This window comes from Streptomyces sp. NPDC031479 (genome assembly GCF_055581065.1).
Genome location: NZ_JBVIKC010000021.1, coordinates 42921 through 65416 on the forward strand (window position 1 = coordinate 42921; position 22496 = coordinate 65416).

The following is a 22496-nucleotide window of genomic DNA, read 5'->3' on the forward strand; positions in this document are numbered from 1 at the left end:
GTGGCGGATTCTCCAGCAAGTTGGTGCTCTTTCCGCAGTCCATCGTTCCGGAGAAGAACACCAGCTCGGGCATGGGAAGTACGGGACCTTTCGGGTCTGGGAGGGGAAAGCGGAGGGGAGGGGAGGGCCGGCTCAGGTGCGGACTTCGAGCAGCGGGACCAGCTGTTCGGCCGCTGTCATGGAGCCGTGCATGCCGGCGAGGGCCGACTCGTTGGGCTCCTTGCGGGACGCGGTGATCGCGACGTCGGCCTGGGCCGCGGCGATCACGTCGCCGATCCGTCCGAGCACCCGCTCGTCGCACTCCCCCGGCGCCCCGAACCAGCCCCGGTCCAGGGCCTCTTCGCGGCTCGCGACCCAGAAGCGGTCGCCGAGCACCTCGCGCCACACGGTCAGGACGTCGGCCTCGGCACCCGGTACCGCGTAGACGTGCCGGGCCCGGCCCTCACCGCCGAGCAGGGCCACGCCCGCGCCGAGCTCCCAGTCCTCGTCGAAGTCGATCCGGGAGTCCTCGTCGAAGGGGACGTCCACCATGCCGTGGTCGGCGGTCACGTACAGGGCGGTGCGCGGCGGCAGCTGCTCCGCGAGCCGCTGTACGAGCCGGTCGACGTACATGAGCTGGCCGCGCCAGGCGTCCGAGTCCACGCCGTGCCGGTGGCCGGCCCCGTCGAGCTCGCTGTAGTACGTGTACACGAGCGAGCGTTCCCCGGCGGCGAGCTGGATCGCCGCGAGGTCCATCCGCTCCTCGCCGGTCATCCGGCCGTGGAAGGTGCCGCCGCTGAGGGCGATCTGGGTGAGCGGGGTGCTCTTGAAGTTCGGGGCGGACACCTGGGCGGTGTGCACCCCCGCCGCGTCGGCGAGCTGGAACACCGTCGGGTACGGCTGCCAGGGCTTGGGCTGCGTCCACGGCTGCCAGCGGAGCTGGTTCATCAGATCGCCGGAGGCCGGGTTGCGCACGGCGTAGCCGGGCAGGCCGTGCCGGGCGGGGGGCAGGCCGGTGCCGACGGAGGCCAGCGAGGTGGCGGTGGTCGCCGGGAAGCCGGCGGTGATCGGACGGCCGGTGCCGCCGCGCGAGCTCGCGAGGAGGGAGGTGAGGAAGGGGGCGTACTCCGGGTGGGCCTTGATCTGCTCCCAGCCCATGCCGTCGACCAGGAACACGCAGTTCCGGTCGGCCGGGGCCAGCTCGGTGATCCCCGCGGCGAGACCGGGCACGCCCTGGCCGGCCGCCAGGGTCGGCAGCAGGTCGGCGAGCGAGCCGGTCCCGTAGTGCGGGACCGGGGCGCCGGCGAGGTCGAGGATTTCCGGGTCGTCCTGCCAGTTCGGCGGCGCGGAGTACGACATCAGCGGGCGGGGGTGGCGGTCGCCGCCGTGGCTTCCGAGAGCGCCTGGGCGAAGACGAGCGTCTGGCGGACCGTCTCGGGGCCGTCGCCCGCCTCGCTGACCCGCAGGCTGAGGTCGTCGGCCGTGGAGTTGCCGGTGTAGCCGTGGTCGGAGTCGCAGTTCGGGTCGCCGCAGGCGGCGGGCTCCAGGTCGATGCGCGAGACCGCGCCCCAGCCGATGGTCAGCACGACCTCGCGCGGCAGCTGGCCCGGGGTGTAGGACTCCGGGTTGGCCACGACGCGGCTGAGGACCACGGAGGAGATGCTGGACAGCTTGACCGACTCGGTGGAGGTCGTCGCGTACGGGGACGGGGACCCGGCGTCGGCGGCCTGCTCGTCGGTGTGGCTGACGATGAAGCGGTTGCCGGTCAGGACCAGCACGGTGACGTGCCGGCGCACCTCGTTGGAGTCGAAGGTGGTCTCCTGGTGGACCAGGTACGACGAGATCGGCTCGCCGCCGACGGCGGCCTCCACCGCCTCGGCCACGAGGGCCGGGTAGTAGCCGCTGCGCTCGATCGCCGCGCGGAGCAGCCCCTGGGTCGTCGTACCGGATTTCGCCATGAGGTCCATCCTAAGGCCCGTACGGCGTCCCCCTACCTGCCCGGCGCTCAGTAGCTGGGCAGGGTGCGCGGGCCGAGGTCGGTCCGGGCGGGCGGGTGGGCCACGCGGACGGTGGCACTGAGCACGGAGAGGCCTTCCGCGGCGACGACGACCGGCTCCAGGGCGACCCCGGTCACCTCGGGGTGGTCGTCGACGAGCCGGGACAGGCGCAGCAGCAGTTCCTCCAGGGCGGGGGTGTCCACGGGGTCGCTGCCGCGCCAGCCGAAAAGGAGCGGAGCGGTGCGGATGGAACGGATCAGGGCGGCCACGTCGCGGTCGGTGGCGGGTACCAGGCCGTGCGCGGTGTCGCCGAGGAGCTCGGAGGCGACCCCGGCGAGCCCGAAGGAGAGGACGGTGCCGGCCGCGGGGTCGACGACGGCGCGGACGACGGTGTCCACTCCGCGCGGGGCCATCGCCTGGACGACGGGGAGCAGCTCGCCGGGCTTGCCGAGGGCCTCGGTGAGCTCCTCGTAGGAGCGCCGCAGCTCGGTCTCGGTGGTCAGGTCGAGACGTACGCCTCCCAGGTCCGCGCGGTGGCGCAGGTGCGGGGCGGTGGTCTTGAGGGCCACCGGGTAGCCGAGGATCCGGGCCGCGCGGACGGCGGCGTCGGGGCTCGGGGCGGGCAGGACCGGCCTGACGGGGATCCCGTAGCGGCCGAGCAGGTCGCGGGCGTCGGTCTCGTCCAGGGTCAGGACGGTTCCCCCGGGGACGCCGGCCAGCAGGGTGGCGAGGCGGGCGGCGGCGCCGCTCTCGTCGATGTCCTCGTACTCGGGAACCTGTCCGGCCTCGGCGTTGGCCCGGCGCCACTCGGCGTACCGGACGGCCTCGGCGACGGCCTTCACGGCCCGCTCCGCGGCGGGGTAGGCCGGGATCCGGCGGGCGGCTTCCGCGGTGGGCTCCGGGGCGGGCGCGGCGGCCTGCGCCCGCCCCGGGGCGGTGGCGGCCGGGGTGGCGAGCGGGGCGGGGGCCGAGGCGGTCGTCGGGTCCGGCTCGGCGGGAGCGGGCGGGGCGGGGGTCGCGGCCCGGACGGCGGACAGGGCCGCGACCAGCTCGGCCAGTTCCACGTGCACCACCGCCACGGGCTTGCCGGGCACCTCGGCCGCGGCCTGCCGCAGCGCCTCCGCGAGGTCGTCGGCGAGCGCGCGCTCGCTCACCCACGGGATGGCGTTGACGACGACGGTGTCGCAGTCGTCCGAGGCCAGGGCGGCGGACAGGGCGGCGCGGAAGTCGGCCGGGGAGGCGGCGGTGGTCAGGTCGAGCGGGGCCAGCGGGCGCAGCCCCTCGGTCAGGCAGGCGTCGTACGTGAGCACGCCGAGGGACTCGGAGTTGCCGAGGATCGCCACGCGGGGGCCCGCCGGAAGAGGCTGTCCGGCCAGCAGCAGGCCGACGTCCACGAGCTCGGTGACGGTGTCGACGCGGATGACGCCGGCCTGCCGGAGCAGGTCGGAGACGGTGGTGTCGGGGAGCCGGGTGCCGGGGACGAGGTGTCCGGCGGGGGTGTGCCGGCCTCCGCGGGCGACGACCACCGGCTTGACGGCGGCCGTGCGGCGGGCGAGGCGGGTGAACTTGCGCGGGTTCCCCAGGGTCTCCAGGTACATGAGGGCCACATCGGTGGCCTCGTCGTCGTACCAGTACTGGAGGATGTCGTTGCCGGAGACGTCCGCCCGGTTCCCGGCGGAGACGAAGGACGACAGGCCCTCGCCGCGCCGCAGCAGGCCGGACAGCAGGGCGATCCCGATGGCTCCGGACTGGGTGAACAGGCCGATCCGTCCGCGGGCGGTGGCGGGGGCCGGGGCCAGGGAGGCGTTGAGTTCCACGGCGGGGGCGGTGTTGATCACCCCGAAGGCGTTGGGTCCGATCAGGCGCATCCCGTAGGAGCGGACCTGGCGCACCAGTTCTCGCTGGCGGGCCAGCCCGTCCGGACCGCTCTCCCCGTACCCGGCCGACAGCACCACCAGTCCCTGTACGCCGTGCTCCCCGCAGGCGGCCACCGCGTCGGGGACCCGCTCCGCGGGGACGGCGATCACGGCGAGGTCGACGGGGGCGTTGATGTCGGAGACGGTGCGGTAGGCCCGCACGCCGTCCAGCAGGTCCCCCTCCATGCCGGGGGCGCGGGCCTCGTTGACGGCGTAGAGGTGTCCGTGGAAGCCGCCGTCGCGCAGGTTGCGCAGGGCGGCGGAGCCCACGCCGGATCCGGAGCGGCTGACGCCGACCACCGCGACGGAGCCGGGGGCCAGCAGGCGCTGGACGGAACGGGCCTCGGCCCGCTGCTCGCGGGCCCGCTGGACGGCGAGGGACTCGGCGGTGGGTTCGAGGTCGAGGGTGAGGTGGACGGAACCGTCCTCGAAGCTGCGCTTCTGCTGGTAGCCGACGTCCGTGAAGACCTTGATCATCTTGGTGTTGGCGGGCAGCACCTCGGCGGCGAACCGGCGGATGCCGCGTTCGCGGGCCACGGCGCCGATGTGCTCCAGCAGGGCGGAGGCCACCCCGCGGCCCTGGTGGGCGTCCTGCACGAGGAAGGCCACCTCGGCCTCGTCGGCGGGCGCGGAGGCGGGACGGCCGTCGGGGCCGATGCGGTCGTAGCGGACGGTGGCGATGAACTCCCCGCCGATGGTCGCGGCGAGGCCGACGCGGTCGACGTAGTCGTGGTGCGTGAAGCGGTGCACGTCGCGGTCGGAGAGGCGGGGGTGGGGGGCGAAGAACCGGTAGTACTTCGACTCGTCCGAGACCTGCTCGTAGAAGCTGACCAGCCGGCCCGCGTCCTCGGTGGTGATGGGGCGGATCCGGGCGGTGCCGCCGTCGCGCAGCACGACGTCCGCTTCCCAGTGGGCCGGGTACGAGGGGTCCGACGCGGTGGTCATGGGGCCACCCTAAGGGGCGATGCGCCCCGGTGGACGGGCGTGCCCGACGGGTGGGACCGCATGCGCGCGGCGAATCCGACGCACCAGGACGAACCAGTGCAAGCTGGGGAGGGTCGAACGGCGGTGGATCCGGGCCGAAAGTCGGTCCGAGCAGTCCGGGCGTCGTGAGAGACTGGTCTAGACAACCGTAAGAACCTGAAGGGCATCACCATGGCAGAGCGCCGCGTCAACGTCGGCTGGGCCGAGGGCCTGCACGCTCGTCCCGCCTCGATCTTCGTCCGCGCGACGACCGCTTCCGGCGTCCCGGTGACCATCGCGAAGGCGGGCGGCGACCCCGTCAACGCCGCTTCCATGCTGGCGGTCCTGGGCCTGGGCGCCCAGGGCGGCGAGGAGATCGTGCTCGCTTCCGAGGCCGACGGCGCGGAGGCGGCCCTGGACCGCCTCGCGAAGCTGGTCGCCGAGGGCCTCGAGGAGCTCCCGGAGACCGTCTGACCCTTCGGGTCCGGTGCCCGTGAAGCCGCAGTCCCCCCACCCCGGGGACTGCGGCTTCACTGTTTCCCGTCCCGTCCCGTCCCAGGCCGGGCCGGCCGCACGCATCCGATCACACGCGTCCGATCGCCGGAATTCCGGCCGCAGGAATTCGGCCGGCAGGAATTCGGCCACAGGAATTCGACAGGGCGCGGCGGAGGAATTTCCGGACAGCGCGACGGCCGGCGGAATTGCGCACGGCGGGAAGAGCGGGCGCACCGAATTCGCCCGCCCGGCATACCCTTTTGTATACGGGGCGTTTGTTAATGCCGGCCGCTCGCCGTGTGTACGGCAGGTTGCGAAGTCCTCACCCGCGGCCGGTGCGCCGCGGCCGCCCGTTCCGCGTGCAGCGCCGTGAGGGCCGCGGCCCGCTCCGCGTCCCCGCGCGCCACCGCGTCGACGATCGCCCCGTGCTCCGCCCAGGAGTCCACGGGCCGCGCCGGGGGCTCCACCACGTACATCCAGGCGATCTTGTGCCGGGTCTGGGTCAGCAGGGCGATCAGCCCGGGGCTCTCGGAGGCCTGGGCCAGGGTTTCGTGGAACCAGCCCCCCAGGGCCCGCAGGTCCTCCCCCTGCGCCTTGCGGGCCCGCTCCCGGCCCAGCCTGACCAGCCCGCGCAGGACCTTCAGGTGGGCCTCGGTGCGCCGGCGGGCGGCCCGTGAGGCGGCCAGCGGCTCCAGCAGCATCCGCAGCTCCAGGAGATCGGCGGCCTCCTGGGCGGTCGGCTCGGCCACGCAGGCGCCGGCGTGGCGCCGGGTGGTGACGAAGCCCTCGGACTCCAGGGTGCGCAGCGCCTCGCGGACGGGGACCCGGGAGACGCCGTAGCGGCGGGCGAGCACTTCCTCGGTCAGCCGGCCCCCCGGCCCGAAGAAACCGGAGACGATGTCGTCGCGGATCGCTGTGCATACCGCGTGCGCAGGAATACGCAAGGCCGGACCTCCGCTGGATTCACCGCCGGCGCCGTCGCCGGATTCTTGGCCGTGCTGCGACTCTATTGCAGCACACGATAATTTCCGATGACGGCCCGATATCCGAAACATTTCACTGCGGCGGGGGACGCGAAGAAGGCCCCGGCTCGGAGAGCCGGGGCCTTCTTCGTACTGCGCAGGTGCGCGGTGCGTGCGGGTCAGATGCCGACGCCGTGCTGGCGCAGGTACGCCAGCGGGTTGATGTCCGTGCCGTACGTGGCGCCGGTGCGGGCCTCGAAGTGCAGGTGCGGGCCGCTGGAGTTGCCCGTGGAGCCCGACAGGCCGATCTGCTGGCCCGCGGTGACGCTCTCGCCGACGGAGACGTTCAGCGAGAGCAGGTGCCCGTACTGGGTGTACGTACCGTCGTTGTGCTTGATGACGATGTTGTTGCCGTACGCGCCGCCCCAGCCCGCCTCGACGATGGTGCCCGCGCCCACGGCGTGGACCGAGGTGCCCTCGTCCGCGTGGAAGTCGATGCCCGTGTGGCTGCCGGAGGACCACATGCCGCCACCCGCGCCGTACTGGGTGCTGACGTAGGAGCCGTCGACGGGAGCCACGAAGGTGTTGAGGCGCTTGCGGGCCTCCTCGCGGGCGGCGCGCTCGGCGGCCTCGCGCTCGGACTTCTCCTTGGCCTCGGCGGCCCGCTTGGCCTCGGAGGCGCGCTGCTTGGCCTCGGCCTCGGCCTGCGCCTGGGCGGCGACGGCCTCGGCGGCGACCTGCTGGGACTCGGCCTGGACCTCGATGTCGTCCTGGAGGCCGTCGGCGACGACGACCGCGTTCTGGCCGGTGTCCTCGACGGAAGGCGCGCTGTTGTCCGCGGCGAAGGCCGGGGCTGCGACGGCGGCGACCACACCCGTGGTGGCGAGGGCGGCTATGCCGGCGTAGCCGGCGGTCTTGCGGCTCAGACGGCTGGAACCACGGTGCTTGCCGGGAGCGGCGGTACGACTGCCAAACGCCATGAAGGGGCTGGTCCTTTCCTTCCCTCTCGCCTACCGGGTTAGCTGACGGGTTCGGAGCAGGAAGGTCTCCTACGGGCCCCTCTTGCGAGGTGGCCCGATTCACCCCAGGGACACATGTGGGTCCCCGGCTCCCCAGGCTCGCGCCTGACGGGGACTCGGCGATCGCTGTCCGGTGCCGCGAGTGCGGCGCGCACAACTGACGGACAGCAAGGGCGACGCTAGGCGGATCATCAGTCGATCGCCAAACAGACGAGCGCTTTTGTTGCGTACGCCACACCGCATAACCGCAACCATGGCTGAAAGCGGACAAAAAGGGGTCCCGGCGGTGACACCGCCGGGACCCCTGTCACACCCCGGTGCCGGAGCGGCCCCGAAGCCCGAACACCGACGCCACGGACGTCAGTTGGTGACGACGGTGACCTCGCCGATGCCGAGCGCCCGCACGGGCTCCTCGATCTGCGCGGCGTCACCCACCAGGACCGTGACGAGCCGGTCCACCGGGAAGGCGCTCACGACCGCCGAAGTGGCCTCCGCCGTACCGGTTTCGGCCAGCCGGGCGTACAACCGCGCCTGGTAGTCGTCCGGCAGCTCCTGCTCCACCTGGTCGGCGAGGGTGCCCGCGACGGACGCCGCCGTCTCGAACTTCAGCGGGGCCACGCCCACCAGGTTCTGCACGGCCACGTCGCGTTCGGCGTCGGTCAGGCCCTCCGCGGCGAGCGTGCGCAGCACCTTCCAGAGGTCCTCCAGCGCCGGGCCGGTGTTGGGGGTGTCCACGGACCCGCTGATGGCGAGCATCGAGGCGCCCTTGCCGTCGGCGGTGGAGCGCAGCACCTGGCCGAAGGCGCGCACCCCGTAGGTGTAGCCCTTCTCCTCGCGCAGCACCTTGTCCAGGCGGGAGGTGAGGGTGCCGCCGAGGCAGTACGTGCCGAGCACCTGGGGCGCCCAGACGATGTCGTGCCGGTCGGGACCGATCCGGCCGATCAGCAGCTGCGTCTGGACCGCTCCGGGCCGGTCCACGATGACCACGCGGCCGGTGTCGTCGGCCGTCACGGGCGGAACCGGCAGCGGTTCGGCGGAGTTCCCCGTCCAGGTGCCCAGGGTGTCGGCCAGCACGGCGTCCAGATCGATGCCGGTCAGGTCGCCGACGACCACCGCGGTGGCGGTGGCGGGGCGCACGTGGGCCTCGTAGAAGGCGCGTACGGCCGCGGAGTCGATCCGCGCGACGGTCTCCTCGGTGCCCTGGCGGGGGCGGGACATGCGCAGCGTGGCCGGAAAGAGCTCCTTGGAGAGCTGCTTGGCGGCACGGCGCTGCGGGTTGGCCAGCTCGTGCGGGATCTCGTCGAGCCGGTTGCGCACCAGGCGGTCGACCTCGTTGTCGGCGAAGGCGGGCGCGCGCAGCGCCTCGGCGAGCAGGCCGAGGGCCTTGTGCAGGCGGGAGGCGGGCACCTCCAGCGAGACCCGCAGGCCGGGGTGGTCGGCGTGCGCGTCGAGCGTGGCGCCGCAGCGCTCCAGCTCGGCGGCGAACTCCTCCGCGGTGTGCTTGTCGGTGCCCTCCGACAGGGCGCGGGCCATGATGGTGGCCACCCCGTCGAGGCCCTGGGGCTCGGCGTCCAGCGGGGCGGCGAGGTTGACCTCGACCGCGACGACCTGCTGGCCCGGGCGGTGGCAGCGCAGCAGGGTCAGGCCGTTGGCGAGGGTGCCGCGCACGGGGGCCGGGAAGGCCCAGGGCTTGGCCTCGCCGGCCTGCGGGCGCGGGTGGACGGTCATCGTGACGGCTGCGGTGTCGCTCACTGCTCCGCCCCCTCGTTCTCGTTCTCGTCGGACTCGTCGGAACCGGGCAGCGGCTCGTAGACCAGCACCGCGCGGTTGTCGGGGCGCAGCCGGGCCGCGGCCACGGCCTGCACCTCCTCGGCGGTGATGTCCAGGACCCGCCGGACGGCGGTCAGCGCCAGCTGCGGGTCGCCGAACAGCACCGCGAAGCGGCACAGTTCGTCGGCCCGGCCGGCCACCGTGCTCAGCCGGTCCAGCCACTCCCGCTCCAGCTGTGCCTGGGCACGCTCCATCTCCTCGGCCGTGGGGCCCTCCGCGGCGAACCGCGCGAGCTCCTCGTCGACGGCCGCCTCGATGGCGGGCACCTCGACGCCGCTGGAGGTCTTGACGTCGAGCCAGCCCAGTGAGGGCGCGCCGGCCAGGCGCAGCAGGCCGAAACCGGCCGCCACGGCGCTCTGGTCACGGCGGACCAGGCGGTTGTGCAGGCGGGAGGACTCGCCGCCGCCCAGTACGGTCAGCGCCACGTCGGCGGCGTCGCACTCACGGGTGCCGTCGTGCGGCAGCCGGTAGGCGGCCATCAGCGCGCGGGCCGGGACCTCCTCGACGATCTCCTCACGGAGCTGCCCGCCCATGACCTCGGGGAGCGAGCCGTCGCGCGGCGGCTGCTTGCCGTCGTGCGCCGGGATGGTGCCGAAGTACTTCTCGACCCACGCGAGCGTCGTCTCGGGGTCGATGTCGCCCACGACCGACAGGACGGCGTTGTTGGGCGCGTAGTACGTACGGAAGAAGTTGCGCGCGTCCTCCAGGGACGCGGCGTCCAGGTCGGCCATCGAGCCGATCGGGGTGTGGTGGTACGGGTGGCCCTCGGGGTAGGCGAGGGCGGTCAGCTTCTCGAAGGCGGTGCCGTACGGCACGTTGTCGTAGCGCTGGCGGCGTTCGTTCTTGACGACGTCGCGCTGGTTCTCCATGGACTCCTCGTCCAGGGCGGCCAGCAGCGAACCCATGCGGTCCGCCTCCAGCCACAGGGCGAGCTCCAGCTGGTGGGCCGGCATCGTCTCGAAGTAGTTGGTGCGCTCGAAGCTGGTGGTGCCGTTCAGGGAGCCGCCGGCGCCCTGGACCAGCTCGAAGTGCCCGTTGCCCGCCACGCTCGCCGAGCCCTGGAACATCAGGTGCTCGAAGAGGTGAGCCAGACCGGTCCGGCCCTTGACTTCGTGGCGCGAGCCGACGTCGTACCAGAGGCAGACGGCGGCGACCGGGGTGAGGTGGTCCTCGGACAGCACCACGCGCAGGCCGTTGGCCAGCCGGTGCTCGGTCGCTGTCAGGCCGCCGGAGCCGGCCTGAGCTGTGGCCGTGTGACCCATGGGCATGTGGTCCCTTCGATCGCGATGCAGAGATTTCTGTCAGACCTGCCACTGTATGCAAGCGCGTCGGCCACCGGAGAAGTTCCCGGGTCCCGCCCCCGGACTCCGTCCGGGGTGTCCCCGGGGTCGGAGTCGGCGTTGTCGGTGCCTCGGGCCACAATGGTCCGCGTCGACACCCGCCCGGACGGACCCGTCCGGCACCCGTACACCCCGAACCTTGGTTAAGGAGCCGCGCAGCGATGGCCCGCCGCAGCACGAAGACCCCGCCGCCGGAGGACTTCGAGGAGAAGATCCTCGACATCGACGTCGTCGATGAGATGCAGGGCTCCTTCCTTGAGTACGCGTACTCCGTGATCTACTCCCGGGCCCTGCCCGACGCCCGGGACGGCATGAAGCCGGTGCACCGGCGCATCGTCTACCAGATGAACGAGATGGGCCTGCGCCCCGACCGCGGGTACGTGAAGTGCGCCCGTGTCGTCGGCGAGGTCATGGGCAAGCTGCACCCGCACGGTGACGCCTCGATCTACGACGCCCTCGTGCGCATGGCCCAGCCCTTCTCGATGCGGCTGCCGCTGGTCGACGGCCACGGCAACTTCGGCTCGCTCGGCAACGACGACCCGCCGGCCGCGATGCGTTACACCGAGTGCAAGATGGCCGACGCGACGTCGCTGATGACGGAGTCGATCGACGAGGACACCGTCGACTTCACCGCCAACTACGACGGCCAGGAGCGCGAGCCCGTCGCCCTCCCCGCCGCCTACCCGAACCTGCTGGTCAACGGCGCCTCCGGGATCGCCGTCGGCATGGCCACCAACATGGCCCCGCACAACCTGGGCGAGGTCATCGCGGCCGCCCGCCACCTGATCCGCTACCCGGAGGCCGACCTGGAGGCGCTGATGCGCTTCGTTCCGGGCCCCGACCTGCCCACGGGCGGACGGATCGTGGGTCTGTCCGGGATCAAGGACGCCTACGAGAACGGTCGCGGCACGTTCAAGATCCGCGCCACCGTGGCCGTGGAGGACGTGACCCCGCGCCGCAAGGGCCTGGTCGTCACCGAACTGCCCTTCACGGTCGGCCCCGAGAAGGTCATCGCGAAGATCAAGGACCTGGTCGGCTCGAAGAAGCTCCAGGGCATCGCCGACGTCAAGGACCTCACCGACCGCTCGCACGGCCTGCGCCTGGTCATCGAGATCAAGAACGGCTTCCACCCGGAGGCCGTACTGGAGCAGCTGTACAAGCTGACGCCGATGGAGGAGTCCTTCGGCATCAACAACGTCGCCCTGGTCGACGGCCAGCCGCTGACGCTGGGCCTCAAGGAGCTGCTGGAGGTCTACCTCGACCACCGCTTCGAGGTCGTGCGGCGCCGCAGCGAGTTCCGCCGCGGCAAGCGGCGCGACCGCCTGCACCTGGTCGAGGGCCTGCTGGTGGCCCTGGTCGACATCGACGAGGTCATCCGGATCATCCGGGACAGCGACAACTCCGCGCAGGCCAAGGAGCGCCTGATGGAGCGCTTCTCCCTGAGCGAGATCCAGACCCAGTACATCCTCGACACCCCGCTGCGCCGCCTCACCCGCTTCGACCGGATCGAGCTGGAGTCCGAGCGCGACCGGCTGACGGGCGAGATCGACGAACTGACCGGGATCCTCGACTCGGACAGCGAGCTGCGCAAGCTGGTCTCCAGTGAACTCGCCGCCGTCGCGAAGAAGTTCGGAACCGAGCGCCGCACCGTGCTGCTGGAGTCGGCGGGCACTGCGGTCGCCGCGGTCCCGCTGGAGGTCGCCGACGACCCCTGCCGGGTGCTGCTGTCGTCCACCGGTCTGCTGGCCCGTACCGCCAACGCCGACCCGCTGCCCGAGGAGGAGGGCGGCTCCCGCGCCAAGCACGACCTGATCGTCTCGCAGGTGGCCGCCACCGCGCGGGCCGACGTGGGCGTGGTGACCTCCTACGGGCGCCTGCTGCGGCTGTCGGTGATCGACCTGCCGCAGCTCCCGGACACCCACGCCGCGCCGAACCTGGCGGGCGGCGCCCCGGTCGCGGAGTTCGTCTCCGGGCTGGAGGCCGACGAGACGGTGATCTGCCTGACCTCGCTGGACGAGTCCTCGCAGGGCCTGGCCCTGGGCACCGAGCAGGGCGTGGTCAAGCGGGTCGTGCCGGACTACCCGGCCAACAAGGACGAGCTGGAGGTCATCACCCTCAAGGACGGCGACCGGATCGTCGGCGCGGTCGAACTGCGCACCGGCGAGGAGGACCTGGTCTTCATCACCGACGACGCCCAGCTGCTGCGCTACCCGGCGGGTCAGGTGCGCCCGCAGGGCCGCCCGGCGGGCGGTATGGCGGGCATCAAGCTCTCCGAGAACGCCAAGGTGATCCACTTCTCGGCGGTGGACCCGGCGCGGGACGCCGTGGTGTTCAGCGTGGCGGGCTCGCACGGCACCCTGGACGACTCGGTGCGCTCCGGCAAGCTCACCCCGTTCGACCAGTACCCGCGCAAGGGGCGCGCCACGGGTGGTGTGCGCTGCCAGCGGTTCCTGAAGGGCGAGGACCTGCTGGTGCTGGCCTGGGCGGGCAACGCCCCGGTCCGCGCCGCCTCGGCGAACGGCACTCCGGCCGCGCTGCCGGCGGTGGACCCGCGTCGCGACGGCTCGGGCGCCGCGCTGCCGGCCGACGTCCAGGCACTGGCGGGCGGCGCGCTGTAGCGGAAGGTGCGGGGCGGGCGGTCCGTGCGGATCCCGGACCGCCCGCCCTGCGACCCGACTAGTGTTTTCCCCGTACACGCGGGTGGGGGGAGAACAGAGCTGATGAGTCGTCGGTCGAGCGGATTGATCGGGGTCTGGGCGGAGGCCCAGCGGCAGCAGCAGCGGACGCAGTTGATCCAGCAGCGTGAGGCCGAGCGCCGGCAGCGGGCCTACGAGCGGGACGTCGCCCGGGACCGGCGGGAGCAGCAGGCCGCCTACAGACAGCACCGGGAGGCCGAGGCCCGGCGGCGCACCGAGCAGCTCGAAGCCGAGGTCGCCGCCCTGCAGGGGCTGCTGGCCACCGGCTGCCGGGCACCGGCCTTCCGGATGGCCTCCCTGATCCGCGACGAGCGGCTCGAAGCCTTCGCCCCCGGCACCCTCGCCCACCCGGTGCCGATGCCCCAGCTCCACCAGTTCCAGCAGCAGAGCAGCGGCTGGACCCTCGGCTCGGGACGTCGCGCCCAGGCCGAGCGGGAGGCCCACGACCGGTACACGCAGGCATGGCAGGCCGCGCACGCAGCGGAGCAGGAGCGGCTGCGGCAGCTGGCCGCGTACCGGCAGCAGTACGACCGGTGGGCGGCGGAGCAGCTCGCCGGGATCCGCCGCCACAACGGCGGTCTCACCGAACTGGCCGACGCGCTGCGCGCGGGAGATCCCGAGGCGGCGGTGGAGTACTTCTCGGCGGCGCTGTACGCCTCCACGGCCTGGCCCGAGGAGCTGCCCCGCCAGGTCTCGGCGGCGTACGACCCGGCGGCGCGGCAGCTCGTGCTGGACTGGGAGCTGCCCCGGTACGAGGCCGTGCCGGAGACGAAGTCCGTGCGGTACGTGGCGGGCACGGACCAGGACAAGGAGACCGCCCGGCCGGCGACCCAGCGCCGGGCGCTCTACCGGGACCTGCTGGCCCAGTGCGTGTTGCTGGTGCTGCGCGAGGTGTACGCGGCGGACGAGTTCGGGGCGCTGGAGTCGGTGGTCGTCAACGGGTTCGTGGACGACCACGATCCGGTGACCGGCCGGGAGGCACAGCTCGTCCTGACGACCGTGCAGGTCCCGCACTCCGCCTTCTCCGGGCTGCGGCTGGAGCAGGTGAGCGCCGTGGACTGTCTGACGGACGGCCTGCGCGGGCAGTTGTCGGCGCGGCCGGACCAGCTGACGGCCGTACGGGCGGGCCGCAGGCCGGGCGAGGTCGGCGGCGCCGGCGGGGTCGTCAGCCACGGCGGGCACGCGGACGGCGAGGAGGAGCCCGACCTCTTCGTGATGGACCCGATCGCCTTCGAGAACCTGGTGGCGGAGCTGTTCCGGGCGATGGGCATGGAGGCGGTGACCACGCAGCGGTCGGGCGACGGCGGTGTGGACGTCGAGGCGCTGGACCCGGCCCCGATCCGGGGCGGGCGGATCGTGGTGCAGGTCAAGCGCTACCGGAACACGGTGCCGCCGACGGCCGTGCGTGATCTGTACGGCACGGTCCAGGACAAAGGGGCGAACAAGGGGGTGCTGGTCACCACCGCGTCCTTCGGGCCCGGGTCGTACACCTTTGCCAACGGCAAGCCGCTGGAGTTGGTTCCCGGGGCCGAACTGGTCGAGCTGCTGCACCGGTACGGACTGCGGGGGCGACTGGGCGGGAGCACCGGGGAGGCCGCCGTACCGGCCCAGCGGGCGACCCGGCCGGCCGCGGGGGCGGCTGCGCGGAGGTCGGATCCGGCCGCCGACACCGTCCCGGCCCTGCCCCTGGAACCGCCGCCCGTCGCGGCCGACCGCAACGTGCTGGGGATGTACTGGTCGGGCCGGGTCGCGCTGGACGTGTGCGCGCTGGTCTGCGAGGGCGGCCGGGTGCTGAGCGAGGACCACTTCGTGTTCTTCAACAACCCGCAGACCCCGGACGGTTCGGTGCGTTCCCGTCCGCACACGGCGCCCGACAAGGCCGCCGTCGAGGTCGGCTTCGACGCCCTGCCGCAGCGCGCCGACCGCCTGGTGCTGGTCGCCGCGATCGACCCGGAGGCCGATCCGGACGCGGACCTGGCGGGGTTCACCGACGCCCGGATCCGGCTGCTGGACGCGGCCGGAGGGGAGATCGACCAGCTGGAGGTCTCGGACGGCAGGGCGGGCGAGACGGCCCTGGTCCTGGGCTCCTTCCGGCGCCGCCCGAACGGCGACTGGAAGTTCGTGATCGGCGGCAAGGGCTACCGCGGCGGTCTGGAGGACCTGTTGCGGGAGTACGGGGTCGAGGTGGCGTGACCGGAGCCGTCGCCCCGTGCGTCCGTCAGGCCCCTCCGGGGCGCGGCCCGTCGCGGTGGCCACGGCCGTGGGGGACCGCGTCCCGGGACCCGGGTCCCCCGGCCCGCCGGGCGCGGCGGGCCGCGGTACGGGCGCCCAGGGGGAGGGCCGCCGCCAGGGAGGCCGCGGCCAGCGCCCCGGCCCCGGCGGCCGGCCAGCCCACGGCGGCGCCCGTCGGCGGCGGACCGAACCGCGGCTGGGCCACGCCCTCGGGGTCCACGGTCACCTCCGACGCGGTGCCCACCGGGTGCTCCCGGGCCCACTCGGCCCCGCGGAAGAAGCTCGGCGACGCGGCGAGGGTGAGGGTCCGGCCGTCCTCCAGCCGCACGTCCGCCAGGTACACCTCCCCCGTGTCGGGGTTCCCGCGGGTCCAGGTGGCGGTGACCACGGCGGGGTACGCCACTCCCCGGTCCCGCAGGATCCCGTCGGCGGCCCGCGCCGACCAGCCGTACGCCAGCGTGACCGTCCCGACGTAGAGCACCCCGGCGGCGACCCCGGCCGTCCGGACCCCGCGCGGGCTCAGCCCCGGGGAGGCCGCGAGGAGGCCGAAGCCGACGATCACGGCCAGCGCGAGGTACATCCAGGCCGGTCCCTGGACGCGGGAGAGCCCGGAGTCGGCCCTGGTGTGCAGGTCCCACAGCATGAACAGCCGTGCCAGCCCGGTGAAGACGCCGGTGAGGGCCACCGTCCACGCGCCCGCCCAGATCCCGGTCCATGTCCCCGCCCGGCCCGCGAGCCGCCGGTCTTCCCCGTCCGCGACCATCCGTCCAGCGTCCCAGCAACACCCGGCGGGCGTAAGGGCGCCGACCGTCCCGGCCGCCGGGTCCGGCTCACTCGCCGGTTGCGGCGTCCCCTTCCGGTCCGGCGTCCCCGGCCGTCGCGTCCGCGTCCGTCGCGTCCGCGGCCCGGTCCACGTACCGCAGCACGCCCCACATGCTCTCCGGCGGAGTGTTCCGCGGGTCCTCCTCCTCGCAGTCGGCCAGCTCGTGCAGCAGCCCGGGGCCGTCGAGGGCGGAGCCGATCAGGACGAGCTGCGTCCGGCGCGGCTCCCCCCGCCCCCAGGGGCCGGGGGCGAAGCGCAGGAAGCGGCCGACCGAGTGGACCTCGTAACGCTCCTGGTGGCCGGGGACGCCGAACCAGACGAAGCCCTTGATCCGGTAGAGGCCGGACGGGCGGCGGTCGAGGAAGTCGATGAGGCGGCGCGGGGAGAGCGCCTCGTGCGAGGTGAACTCGACCGCCTCGTAGGCCGCGTGCAGGTGGCCGTGGTGGTCCTGCCCGTCGGTGTGCTCGTGTTCCGCGGCCTCCGTGAGCAGGTCCTCGAAGGACAGCTGCCCCCGGGTCCGCGACCAGGGCCGGCGGTCGAAGAGCAGCTCCGGGTCGATCCGCCCGTGTTCGGCAGCGACCACGGGGATGCCCGGGGCGCAGAGCGCGGCGAGTTCCCGCTCGACGCGGGCCCGTTCGGCGGCGTCCACGCGGTCGGTCTTGTTCAGCACCACGAGGTCGGCGACGGCCAGGTGGCGGTCGGTCTCGGGGTGCGCGGCCCGGGTCGCGTCGAACTCGGCCGCGTCGACGACCTGCACCAGGCCGCCGTAGCGGACGGCCGGATTCTCGTTGGCCACGAGCATCCGGACCATCTCCTGCGGCTCGGCGAGTCCGCTGGCCTCGATGACGATCACGTCGATCCGGTGGACGGGTGCGGCGAGCTTCTCCAGGTACGCGTCCAGTTCGCTGCCGTCGACCGCGCAGCACAGGCAGCCGCCGCCGAGCGAGACCATCGAGTCGCCGACCTGCCCGGCCACGGACATCGCGTCGATCTCGATCGACCCGAAGTCGTTGACGACGACCCCGATCCGGGTCCCCGCACGGTGGGCGAGCAAGTGGTTGAGCACCGTGGTCTTGCCGGAACCGAGGAATCCGGAGAGGACGACGACCGGAACGGTCCGGGCGGGGGGAGCGGGCTGCCTGCTGTTCACCCGGACGATCGTAGTCAGCCCAGCGGGGGGACCGGCCGGGGCGGGGTCGGGCCGGCGTAGCGCGCGGCCGGCCGGATGATCTTCGGGTCGGCGGCCTGTTCGAGGATGTTCGCACTCCAGCCGACCACCCGGGCCGCGCAGAAGGTGGGGGTGAACATCTCGCGCGGCAGCCCGCACAGCTCCATGACCACGCCCGCGTAGAATTCGACGTTGGTGTGCAGCTCGCGGCCCGGCTTGAGTTCGGCGAGGATCTCCTCCACCTGCCGCTCGACCTCCACGGCGAAGTCCACGAGCGGCCCGCCGAAGTCCCGCGCGATGCCCCGCAGCATCCGGGAGCGCGGGTCCTCGGTGCGGTAGACGGGGTGCCCGAAGCCCATGATCCGGTCCCCGGCGAGCACCCGCTCCCGGATCCACGGCCCGATCCGCTCCACCGTGCCGATGGCGTCGAGGGTGTCCAGGGCCCGGCTGGGCGCGCCCCCGTGGAGCGGTCCGGAGAGCGCGCCGATCGCACCGGTCAGACAGGCCGCGACGTCCGCGCCGGTGGAGGCGATCACGCGGGCGGTGAAGGTGGAGGCGTTGAAGCCGTGGTCGACCGTCGAGACGAGGTACCGCTCGACGGCGCGGGCCCGGACCGGGTCGGGCTCCTCGCCGGTCAGCATCCAGAGGTGATTGGCGGCGTACGGGAGGTCGTCGCGCGGCTCCACGGGCTCCAGGCCGCGGCCCAGCCGGTGCAGAGCCGTGAGCAGCGTCGGCACGGCGGCGCAGGCGGCGAGCGCGTCGGCGGCGCGGGCCTCGGGGGTGAGGTCGTAGACCGGGCGGAAGCCGGCGGTGGCGCCGAGCAGCGAGAGGGCGGTGCGCAGCCCGGCGAGCGGCCCGGAGGCGGCGGTGGCGCGGGCGAGGGCGGGCAGGGCGTCCCGCACGTCGGCGGGCAGGTGGCGCAGTGGCGCGATCTCGGCGGCGAAGGCGTCCCGCCCGGCACGGTCGGCGGGCAGCGCACCGCGGAACATCAGGTGCCAGACGTCCTCGAAGGTGCGGCTCTCGGCGAGCTCGACGGCCGAGTACTGGCGGTAGTGGTAGAAGCCTTCCAGGCCCCGGACGTCACCGAGCTGGGTCTCGGTGACCACGACTCCCGCGAGACCGCGGGGTACTTCGACGGTGGTGTTCATGAATCGACCATCCATCCTTGACTCAATCCTTGTCAATATTGATTCAATCAATGTATGTAGGCTGAGTGTCATGTCTGATCACGCAGCCGACGGCCCTCCCGCCGCCGAGGGAACCCGGCGGCTCACGACCCAGGAGGCCGCCCGCCTCCTGGGCGTGAAACCGGCCACCGTGTACGCCTACGTCAGCCGCGGCCAGCTCAGCAGCCGCCGCGACCCGGTCGGCCGGGGCAGCAGCTTCGACGCGCGCGAGGTGGAGGCACTGGCCCGGCGCAGCCGCCGTGAGGCGGCGGGCCCGCCCGGGGAGCTCTCCGTCCGCACCTCGCTCACACTCATCGAGGCCGACCGGTACTTCTTCCGGGGCGTGGACGCCGTCGAACTGGCCTCGCGGTACGCCTACGAGGAGGTCGCCGAGTGGCTGTGGACGGGGAGCCTGCCGCACGGGGCCCGGTTCGCCGCTCCCCCGGAGGCGCTCGCCGCGGCCCGCCGGGCGGTGGCCGCCCTGCCGGAGCACAGCGGCCCCCTGGACCGGCTGCGGGTCGCCGTCACCGCGGCGGCGGTGGCGGACCCGCTCCGCTTCGACCTGTCCGAGGAGGCCGTACTGGGTTCGGCGCGCTGCCTCGTGCCGACGCTGGTCGGCGCCCTGCCGCAGGCCGCCCCGGCCCGCGTCGGGGACGGACGGCTCGCCTGGGAACTGTGGTCCCGGCTGACGGCCGTGGATCCCGACCCGGCGGCCCTGGACGTGCTGGACCTGGCGCTGGCGCTGCTGGTCGACCACGACCTGGCCGCCTCCACCCTCGCGGTGCGGGTGGCCGCCTCGGCGCGGGCCCATCCCTACGCGGTGGTCTCGGCCGGGCTGGGCGCACTGGAGGGCCCCCTGCACGGGGCGGCCGGGCGGCTGGCGCACCGGATGGTGACGGAGGTCCTGGAACGGGGCGGCGCCGCGCCGGTGGTGGCGGAGTACCTGCGCGCCGGGCGGCGGGTCCCCGGCCTCGGCCACCGCCTGTACCGCGGGGAGGATCCGCGGGCGCGGGCCCTGTTCGGCCGGCTGGAGGGGCTCCCCCAGGCCGGTCCGGCGCTGGGCGCGGCCCGGGACGTGGCCACCGTGATGGCCCGGCACGGACTGCACCCGAACGTGGACCTGGCCCTCGCGGTGCTGACGGTGTCCTGCGCCATGCCCGCCGAGGCCGGGGAAACGGTGTTCGCGGTGGCCCGGACGGCGGGCTGGATCGCACACGCGCTGGAGGAGTACCAGGAGCGCCCCCTGCGCATGCGGCCGAGCGGCCACTACGACGGCCCGCGGCCGCCCCGGCCACTGCCGTGACGGGTCTGGCCGCCCCGGCCACTGACGGGACGGGCGGACGGGCGGACGGGCGGACGGGCGGACGGGCGGACGGGACGAGCGGGGCGGGGCCACCTGGAGCGCATCGTCCACGGGAAGGCGCCACCGCAGTACCTCCTCGACGTCCAGGAGCCGCGCGACACCCACTTCGGCCGCAGCGAACCGTGGGAGCGGGCCGCGCCGGACGGCCCCCTACCCGCCGCCACCCGCACCGGGAGAACCCAGGCATTCCGCTTACGCCGTCGCCGACCTACGGTTACTGGTCATGCGGTTCCTCCCCACGAGTGCCCCACGCCTCGGGCTGCCCCGACGGGCCGTCTCGCAGATCCTGCTCACCCAGCTGGCCATCGCCGCCGGGGTCCTCGTGCTGGCCACCGGGCTCTTCCTCGCCCCGCTCAGCGTCCAGCTGGACGACCAGGCCATGCGCCGCGCGCTGGCCATCGCCCAGAGCGCGGCGGCGGACCCGGCCCTGGCCTCCGACCTCCTGAGGTCGGGGCCGTTCCCGGACACGCCCGTACAGGCCGCGGCGGAGCGGATCCGCAGCGCCACCGGAGCCGAGTACGTGGTCGTCGTGGACCTGAAGGGCATCCGCCGCTCCCACCCCAGCCCCGACCGCATCGGGCTGCCCGTCTCCACCGACCCCGGCGACGCCCTGGCGGGACACGACGTCATGGAGATCGACGAGGGCACCCTCGGCCGCTCGGCCCGCGGAAAGGTCCCCCTGGTCGCCGCCGACGGCGCGATCGTCGGCGCCGTCTCCGTCGGCATCCCCTACGACAGCGTGCGCGAGCGGCTCCTCGGCGCCATCCCCGGACTGCTCGCCTACGCCGGCGGAGCCCTGGCCGCCGGAGCGCTCGCCGCCTACCTGCTGTCCCGCCGGATCCAGCGGCAGACCCGCGACCTCGCGTTCTCCGACATCGCCGGTCTCCTCGCGGAACGCGAGGCCATGCTGCACTCCATCCGCGAGGGCGTGATCGCCCTCGACGGCGACGACCGCGTACGGCTCGTCAACGACGAGGCCGCCCGGCTGCTGGGGCTCTCCCCCGACACCGCCCGCACCCTCGCCGGGCGCCCGCTCGACGAGCTCCTCGGTCCGGGCCGCACCAGCGACGTCCTCGCCGGCCGCGTCACCGGACGCGACCTGCTCACCGTCCAGGGCCCGCGGGTCCTGGTCGCCAACCGGATGCCGACCGACGACGGCGGCGCCGTCGCCACCCTGCGCGACCGTACCGAGGTGGAGCACCTGAGCCGCGAGCTGGACTCCACGAAGGGCCTGATCGACGCCCTGCGCGCCCAGGACCACGAGCACGCCAACCGCCTCCACACCCTCCTCGGCCTGCTCGAACTGGGACTGCACGAGGAGGCCGTCGCCTTCGTGAACGAGGTCGCGGGAGTGCACCGCAGCACCGCCGAGCAGGTCACCGAGAAGGTCCACGACCCGCTGCTGGCCGCCCTGCTGGTCGGCAAGGCCACCGTCGCCGCGGAACGGGGCGTCCCCCTGCGGCTCGCTCCGACCGCCTTCCTCCCCGACCGCCTGGTGGACCCGGGAGGCCTCGTCACGATCCTCGGCAACCTGGTGGACAACGCCCTGGACGCGACGGCGGGCTCGGCCGCACCCATGGTGGAGGTCGACCTCCACGCCGAGGGCCGCACCGCCGTGCTGCGGGTGCGCGACAGCGGCCCGGGCGTCCCCGCCGGGCGCCACGAGGAGATCTTCACCGAGGGCTGGTCGACCAAGCAGCCCGAGGCCCACCGCGAACGCGGCCTCGGACTCGCCCTCGTACGCCGCCTCGCGGAGCGGCAGGGCGGCAGCGCGCGGGCCGGGGCAGCCTCGGACGGAGGGGCGGAGTTCTCCGTCGTGCTCCCGGAGGCCCTGCGGTGAACGGGACCCCGAGCGGTGAGCTGGCCGTACTGGTCGTCGACGACGACATGCGTGTTGCCCGGATCAACGAGGCGTACGTGGCCAAGGTTCCCGGTTTCCGCGTGGCCGGCCGGGCCCACTCGGCGGCCGAGGCGCTGGAGTTCCTCACCACCAGGCCCGTGGACCTGGTCCTCCTCGACCACTACCTGCCGGACGAGAACGGCCTCGACCTCGTGCGCCGCATGCGCCAGCTGGGCCACCACACCGACGTGATCATGGTCACGGCCGCCCGGGACCTGGCCACCGTCCAGGCGGCCATGCGGCTCGGCGCCCTCCAGTACCTGGTCAAGCCGTTCACCTTCACCGGACTGCGCGCCAGGCTGGAGGCCTACGCCGCCCTGCGCCGCTCCCTCTCCGGCGGTGGCGAGGCCGAGCAGGCCGAGGTGGACCGGATCTTCGGCGCCCTGGCCGCGGCGGGCACCCCGAACGAGCTCCCCAAGGGCCACTCCCCCACCACCGCCGAGCTGGTGCGCCAGGTCCTGCGCACCGCCGAAGGCCCCCTGTCCACCCAGCAGGTCGCCGACCGCGCCGGCATCAGCCGGCAGACCGCTCAGCGCTACCTGAAGCTCCTGGACCGCGCCGGCCGCGTCACCCTGGCCCTGCGCTACGGCGAGACCGGCCGCCCGGAACACCGCTACGCGTGGGTCCCCTCGGCGGGCCCCTGAGGA

At 73.8% G+C, this 22496-nt stretch carries 16 protein-coding genes and 1 riboswitch; of the genes, 6 read left to right on the plus strand and 10 right to left on the minus strand.

Annotation, left to right across the window (positions count from 1 at the left end; translation table 11 throughout):
- Positions 1–132: 132 nt before the first annotated feature.
- Genes ACZ5D2_RS23115 through ACZ5D2_RS23125 form a run of 3 tightly spaced genes read right to left on the minus strand, consistent with a single transcriptional unit; the run spans position 133 to position 4837 of the window.
- Positions 133–1338 carry an alkaline phosphatase family protein gene (locus ACZ5D2_RS23115; protein ID WP_468931586.1) on the minus strand — a complete coding sequence of 402 codons (1206 nt, stop codon included), beginning with the start codon at positions 1336–1338 and terminating at the stop codon, positions 133–135.
- The gene (locus ACZ5D2_RS23120; protein ID WP_030235262.1) at positions 1338–1937 is read right to left on the minus strand and encodes a DUF5998 family protein; all 600 of its coding nucleotides are present in this window, start codon (positions 1935–1937) and stop codon (positions 1338–1340) included. Before ACZ5D2_RS23120 ends, ACZ5D2_RS23115 begins: the two co-directional genes overlap by 1 nt.
- Before the next feature lie 47 nt (positions 1938–1984).
- Entirely contained in the window at positions 1985–4837 is a 2853-nt protein-coding gene (locus ACZ5D2_RS23125) for a bifunctional acetate--CoA ligase family protein/GNAT family N-acetyltransferase (protein ID WP_468931589.1), read from the minus strand.
- A 210-nt stretch (positions 4838–5047) separates the two neighbouring features.
- On the opposite strand from ACZ5D2_RS23125, the gene ACZ5D2_RS23130 reads away from it, so the two are divergent.
- A complete protein-coding gene (locus ACZ5D2_RS23130) occupies positions 5048–5329 on the plus strand; it encodes an HPr family phosphocarrier protein (protein WP_266842887.1) in 282 nt (93 codons plus the stop codon).
- A 299-nt stretch (positions 5330–5628) separates the two neighbouring features.
- Here ACZ5D2_RS23130 and ACZ5D2_RS23135 read toward each other — a convergent pair whose 3' ends face one another.
- The 4 genes from ACZ5D2_RS23135 to ACZ5D2_RS23150 form a co-directional block, all read right to left on the minus strand.
- Positions 5629–6294, minus strand: coding sequence for a GntR family transcriptional regulator (locus tag ACZ5D2_RS23135; protein WP_468931592.1), 666 nt, complete (start codon positions 6292–6294; stop codon positions 5629–5631).
- Positions 6295–6491: 197 nt separating this feature from the next.
- Positions 6492–7292 (minus strand): M23 family metallopeptidase, encoded by an 801-nt coding sequence (locus ACZ5D2_RS23140; RefSeq protein WP_371676315.1) that lies wholly within the window; start codon positions 7290–7292, stop codon positions 6492–6494.
- Between the two features lie 12 nt (positions 7293–7304).
- A riboswitch (cyclic di-AMP (ydaO/yuaA leader) is annotated at positions 7305–7463 on the minus strand.
- 228 nt (positions 7464–7691) lie between these two features.
- Complete coding sequence (locus tag ACZ5D2_RS23145) at positions 7692–9059, minus strand: M16 family metallopeptidase (RefSeq protein ID WP_468931671.1); 1368 nt, start codon at positions 9057–9059, stop codon at positions 7692–7694.
- A 20-nt stretch (positions 9060–9079) separates the two neighbouring features.
- The gene (locus tag ACZ5D2_RS23150; RefSeq protein WP_371681135.1) at positions 9080–10423 is read right to left on the minus strand and encodes a M16 family metallopeptidase; all 1344 of its coding nucleotides are present in this window, start codon (positions 10421–10423) and stop codon (positions 9080–9082) included.
- 239 nt (positions 10424–10662) lie between these two features.
- Here ACZ5D2_RS23150 and ACZ5D2_RS23155 point away from each other — a divergent pair, with 239 nt between their 5' ends.
- Both ACZ5D2_RS23155 and ACZ5D2_RS23160 read left to right on the plus strand, forming a co-directional pair.
- On the plus strand, positions 10663–13119 hold the full coding sequence (locus ACZ5D2_RS23155; protein WP_371676317.1) for a DNA gyrase/topoisomerase IV subunit A: 2457 nt from the start codon (positions 10663–10665) through the stop codon (positions 13117–13119).
- Positions 13120–13221: 102 nt separating this feature from the next.
- Entirely contained in the window at positions 13222–15390 is a 2169-nt protein-coding gene (locus tag ACZ5D2_RS23160) for a restriction endonuclease (protein ID WP_468931598.1), read from the plus strand.
- Positions 15391–15415: 25 nt separating this feature from the next.
- Here the strand turns inward: ACZ5D2_RS23160 and ACZ5D2_RS23165 are convergent, their stop codons facing one another.
- The 3 genes from ACZ5D2_RS23165 to ACZ5D2_RS23175 form a co-directional block, all read right to left on the minus strand.
- Positions 15416–16192 (minus strand): hypothetical protein, encoded by a 777-nt coding sequence (locus ACZ5D2_RS23165; RefSeq protein WP_371676319.1) that lies wholly within the window; start codon positions 16190–16192, stop codon positions 15416–15418.
- A gap of 67 nt (positions 16193–16259) precedes the next feature.
- Positions 16260–17402 carry a CobW family GTP-binding protein gene (locus ACZ5D2_RS23170; protein ID WP_371676320.1) on the minus strand — a complete coding sequence of 381 codons (1143 nt, stop codon included), beginning with the start codon at positions 17400–17402 and terminating at the stop codon, positions 16260–16262.
- A 14-nt stretch (positions 17403–17416) separates the two neighbouring features.
- Complete coding sequence (locus ACZ5D2_RS23175) at positions 17417–18568, minus strand: citrate synthase/methylcitrate synthase (RefSeq protein ID WP_371676321.1); 1152 nt, start codon at positions 18566–18568, stop codon at positions 17417–17419.
- Positions 18569–18638: 70 nt separating this feature from the next.
- Between ACZ5D2_RS23175 and ACZ5D2_RS23180 the strand changes: the two genes are divergently transcribed.
- The 3 genes from ACZ5D2_RS23180 (at position 18639) to ACZ5D2_RS23190 (ending at position 22493) form a co-directional block, all read left to right on the plus strand.
- Entirely contained in the window at positions 18639–19889 is a 1251-nt protein-coding gene (locus ACZ5D2_RS23180) for a citrate synthase (RefSeq protein ID WP_371676322.1), read from the plus strand.
- Positions 19890–20172: 283 nt separating this feature from the next.
- Complete coding sequence (locus ACZ5D2_RS23185) at positions 20173–21789, plus strand: sensor histidine kinase (RefSeq protein ID WP_468931604.1); 1617 nt, start codon at positions 20173–20175, stop codon at positions 21787–21789.
- Complete coding sequence (locus ACZ5D2_RS23190) at positions 21786–22493, plus strand: DUF7342 family protein (RefSeq protein WP_371676324.1); 708 nt, start codon at positions 21786–21788, stop codon at positions 22491–22493. Before ACZ5D2_RS23185 ends, ACZ5D2_RS23190 begins: the two co-directional genes overlap by 4 nt.
- Positions 22494–22496: the final 3 nt, after the last annotated feature.

Bases quoted from the DNA above. Each gene is read 5' to 3' on its own strand.
- ACZ5D2_RS23140 (WP_371676315.1), bottom strand. From the start codon at position 7,292: ATGGCGTTTGGCAGTCGTACCGCCGCTCCCGGCAAGCACCGTGGTTCC.
- ACZ5D2_RS23155 (WP_371676317.1), top strand. From the start codon at position 10,663: ATGGCCCGCCGCAGCACGAAGACCCCGCCGCCGGAGGACTTCGAGGAG.
- ACZ5D2_RS23185 (WP_468931604.1), top strand. From the start codon at position 20,173: ATGCGGTTCCTCCCCACGAGTGCCCCACGCCTCGGGCTGCCCCGACGG.
- ACZ5D2_RS23160 (WP_468931598.1), top strand. From the start codon at position 13,222: ATGAGTCGTCGGTCGAGCGGATTGATCGGGGTCTGGGCGGAGGCCCAG.
- ACZ5D2_RS23150 (WP_371681135.1), bottom strand. From the start codon at position 10,423: ATGGGTCACACGGCCACAGCTCAGGCCGGCTCCGGCGGCCTGACAGCG.
- ACZ5D2_RS23125 (WP_468931589.1), bottom strand. From the start codon at position 4,837: ATGACCACCGCGTCGGACCCCTCGTACCCGGCCCACTGGGAAGCGGAC.
- ACZ5D2_RS23120 (WP_030235262.1), bottom strand. From the start codon at position 1,937: ATGGCGAAATCCGGTACGACGACCCAGGGGCTGCTCCGCGCGGCGATC.
- ACZ5D2_RS23175 (WP_371676321.1), bottom strand. From the start codon at position 18,568: ATGAACACCACCGTCGAAGTACCCCGCGGTCTCGCGGGAGTCGTGGTC.
- ACZ5D2_RS23115 (WP_468931586.1), bottom strand. From the start codon at position 1,338: ATGTCGTACTCCGCGCCGCCGAACTGGCAGGACGACCCGGAAATCCTC.
- ACZ5D2_RS23145 (WP_468931671.1), bottom strand. From the start codon at position 9,059: ATGACCGTCCACCCGCGCCCGCAGGCCGGCGAGGCCAAGCCCTGGGCC.
- ACZ5D2_RS23180 (WP_371676322.1), top strand. From the start codon at position 18,639: ATGTCTGATCACGCAGCCGACGGCCCTCCCGCCGCCGAGGGAACCCGG.
- ACZ5D2_RS23130 (WP_266842887.1), top strand. From the start codon at position 5,048: ATGGCAGAGCGCCGCGTCAACGTCGGCTGGGCCGAGGGCCTGCACGCT.
- ACZ5D2_RS23165 (WP_371676319.1), bottom strand. From the start codon at position 16,192: ATGGTCGCGGACGGGGAAGACCGGCGGCTCGCGGGCCGGGCGGGGACA.